The sequence below is a fragment of the Segeticoccus rhizosphaerae genome (assembly GCF_009192725.1).
GTDB lineage: Bacteria > Actinomycetota > Actinomycetes > Actinomycetales > Dermatophilaceae > Segeticoccus > Segeticoccus rhizosphaerae.
Map to the genome: position 1 here is coordinate 1 of NZ_VOHR01000392.1, position 3,156 is coordinate 3,156.

The window sequence follows — 3,156 nt, forward strand, 5'->3', positions numbered from 1 at the left end:
GACCCCGTCGACCGGCGCGCGCTGCGCACCGCCATCACCAGCCTCGGGCGGCTGCTCGAGGCCGCCGACCGCCCCGAACGCGCGGCCGACCCCACCCACCACCGCCAACCCGCCCAACCTTCGCAGGAGTCCTAACGCATGTGGCGCCAACCCAAGTCCGTCCTCGCCGTCGCCTTCGCGAGCGTGATCGCGTTCATGGGCATCGGGCTCGTGGACCCGATCCTCAAGCCGATCGCCGACCAGCTCGACGCCACTCCGTCGCAGGTCTCGTTGCTGTTCACCAGCTACATGGCCATCATGGGGCTGGCCATGCTGATCACGGGCGCGATCTCCAGCCGCCTCGGCGCGAAACGGACTCTCCTGCTCGGCCTGATGGTCATCATCATCGGCGCCAGCATGGCCGGAACCCAGCACGGGGTCAACGGGATCATCGCGTGGCGAGCCCTCTGGGGACTCGGCAACGCGCTGTTCGTCGCGACCGCGCTTGCCACCATCGTGCAGTCCGCGAAGGGGTCGGTGGCACAGGCGATCATCCTCTACGAGGCGGCACTGGGCATCGGCATCGCCGCCGGACCGCTGGTGGGCGGGGTGCTCGGCAACATCTCCTGGCGCGGGCCGTTCTTCGGGGTCTCCGCGCTGATGCTGATCGCCCTCGTCGCCACCGTCTTCCTGCTCCCCTCCACGCCGCGTGCTCCGAGGGCGACCTCCGTGCTCGACCCGCTGCGGGCGCTGCGGCACCGCGGTCTGTTGGTCACCGGACTGACCGCGCTGCTCTACAACTTCGGCTTCTTCACGCTGTTGGCCTTCACCCCGTTTCCCTTGGACCTCAGCGCGATCCAGATCGGGTTCATCTTCTTCGGCTGGGGAATCCTGCTCGCCATCACCTCGGTCTTCGTCGCGCCGCGCCTGCAGCGCCGGTTCGGCACGCTCAACTCGATCTCGGCGGCACTGGGCGCCTTCGCGGTGCTGCTCGCCATCATGGCGGTATTCACGTCGAGCAAGGCCGTCCTCGCGGTGTGCGTCATCCTCGCGGGCGCGTGCCTGGGCGTCAACAACACGCTGATCACCGAGACGGTCATGAAGGCGGCGCCGGTCGAGCGCGGAGTCGCCTCCGCGGCATACAGTTTCGTCCGCTTCGGCGGCGGCGCCGTGGCTCCTTGGCTGGCCGGCAAGCTCGGTGAGAGCATCAGCGTCCACCTGCCGTTCTGGGTCGGAGCCGGAGCCGTGGTGCTCGCCGTCATCATGCTCAACACTGGCCGGGCCGTCCTGCACCACATCGACACCGAGCCGGACCACGGCGCCGAGCCGGCGCACAGCGCGGCAGAGGCGGAGGCGGTCACCGTCGGCGACGCATGACCCCTCCGGAGGCAGCGCAGCTAGGGCTGCGAAGGGGCAAGCACCGGGCGGAGCGCGGCGACCGCGTGCTGGCGGTGCTCCCCGAGCCAGCGGAGGTGCGCCACGTCGCCCGCGCGCACGGCGACGACCACCGCACGGTGCTCGTCCAGCACGAGCTACCGATGGGGCACCTCGTTGTAGTAGACCGATCGGTAGACCTCGGTGGCATCCGAGAGCTGGCCGATCAGGCGGGTCAGCCGAGGCAGCGCGCAGGCGTCGATGAGCGCGAAGTGGAACCGGCGGTTCGCCTAGGTCATCGCGATGACGTCCTCGTCTGCAGCCGCGGCACCCACGTCGGGCTCGAGCTCGTGCAACCGGTCGAGGTCGTCGGCGGTGAGCACCGGCACGGCGGCGCGCACTGCTTCCTCCTCGAGCAGCTCCCGGATCCGGTAGACCTCGAGCAGGTCTGCCAGGGCCAGCTCGGTGAGATGGCAAGGACCTCACCGGCGCCCGTCCCTGGGTGATCGCCAAGGCCCGCGTGGCCCGGACCTTCCAGATCGTCCAACCCTTCCGCGGCATGACCGTCTGGGAGAATGTCGCGGTCGGCGTGCTCTGTGGCCCCGAGGGCACCGGCATGATGTCCTAGGCCCTCGAGGCCGCGGACGAGGTGCTCGAGCGGGTGGGCCTGGCCGCGCAGGGCGACCGGGCACCCAGCGAGCTGTCCGTCGCAGACGCGCGGCGGCTGGAGTTCGCCAAGGCACTGGCGCTCAAGCCGAGACTGCTCCTGCTCAACGAGGTGATGGCGGGCCTGCGACACAGCGAGATCGAGCCCAGCCTGGAGCTCATCGGCCGTCTCAAGCAGCAGGGGATGACCATCCTTGTCGTCGAGCACGTGATGAAGGCGATCCTCGCGGTGAGTGACCGGGTCCTCGTGCTCCACCAGGGCAGCGTGCTCACCCAGTGCGGCCCCCAGGAGGTGCTCGCCGACGACCGGGTGATCGAGGCCTATCTCGGTCACCGCTACGCCAAACGGCGCAGGAGCCAGACATGATGCTCGAGACGTCCGGCCTGTCCGCCGGGTACGGCCGGGTGCAGGTGTTGTGGAACATCGACCTGCAGGTGGACGAGCGGGGATCGTGGCCCTGGTCGGTCCGAAAGGCGCGGGCAAGACCACCTTGCTGCGGGCCCTCTCGGGGATGGCGAGGATCGTGGACGGCCGCCACCTTCCGCGGTACCGCTTTGCAGGGCAGGTCGATCGAGTCGATCGTCGACCTCGGCATGGCGCACGTGCCCGAGGGCCGCCGCCTCTTCGCCGGCCTGACCGTCCGCGACAACCTCCTACTCGGGGGCTGGCGCCCGGGCAAGTGCGACATCGACCGGGTGGTGGAGCTGTTCCCCCGCCTGGGCGAACGCCTGGGCCCAGGTCACCGGCAGCATGTCAGGCGGGGAACAGCAGATGTGCGCCATCGCCCGCGGCCTGATGAGCGAGCCCGACCTGATGATGATCGATGAGCTGTCCCTCGGGTTGGCCCCGGTCGTCGTCGACGAGATCCTCGAGCGCCTTCCGGAGGTGGCTCGCTCGGGCACGGCGATCTTGTTGCTGGAGCAGGACGTCGACGCGGCCCTGACCGTCGCCGAACGCGCCTACGTCCTCGAGACCGGTCACGTCGTGTTGTCCGGCCCGGCGGCGGACCTGCTCGCCGACAGCCGCGTGCAGGAGAGCCACCTAGTACTACAGCCGCACTTAGTTTTTGCTGGTCCCGCGTGTCGACTGTGTGAGACTGGGAATTCACCGGCATGTTGCTCGTGTGATAGATGAGG

At 69.3% G+C, this 3,156-nt stretch carries 5 protein-coding genes and 1 pseudogene; all 6 read left to right on the forward strand.

The window, feature by feature from the left end; all coding sequences use genetic code 11:
* Positions 1–138 precede the first annotated feature (138 nt).
* The gene (locus tag FRW57_RS19550) at positions 139–1,356 is read left to right on the forward strand and encodes an MFS transporter (RefSeq protein WP_152186825.1); all 1,218 of its coding nucleotides are present in this window, start codon (positions 139–141) and stop codon (positions 1,354–1,356) included.
* Positions 1,353–1,859, forward strand: a complete 507-nt coding sequence (locus tag FRW57_RS25175; RefSeq protein WP_162529431.1) for a hypothetical protein — start codon at positions 1,353–1,355, stop codon at positions 1,857–1,859. Before FRW57_RS19550 ends, FRW57_RS25175 begins: the two co-directional genes overlap by 4 nt.
* Positions 1,856–1,981 (forward strand): hypothetical protein, encoded by a 126-nt coding sequence (locus FRW57_RS24830; RefSeq protein ID WP_274381615.1) that lies wholly within the window; start codon positions 1,856–1,858, stop codon positions 1,979–1,981. The genes FRW57_RS25175 and FRW57_RS24830 overlap by 4 nt, the downstream gene beginning before the upstream one ends.
* A 21-nt stretch (positions 1,982–2,002) precedes the next feature.
* A complete protein-coding gene (locus tag FRW57_RS19555; RefSeq protein WP_203230432.1) occupies positions 2,003–2,386 on the forward strand; it encodes an ABC transporter ATP-binding protein C-terminal domain-containing protein in 384 nt (127 codons plus the stop codon).
* An 85-nt stretch (positions 2,387–2,471) separates the two neighbouring features.
* Positions 2,472–2,816 carry a hypothetical protein gene (locus FRW57_RS24160; RefSeq protein WP_238999498.1) on the forward strand — a complete coding sequence of 115 codons (345 nt, stop codon included), beginning with the start codon at positions 2,472–2,474 and terminating at the stop codon, positions 2,814–2,816.
* Positions 2,765–3,154 (forward strand): annotated as a pseudogene (locus FRW57_RS24165) (ATP-binding cassette domain-containing protein); the annotation flags it as partial. The gene FRW57_RS24160 and the pseudogene FRW57_RS24165, both read left to right, overlap by 52 nt.
* Between the last annotated feature and the right edge of the window lie 2 nt (positions 3,155–3,156).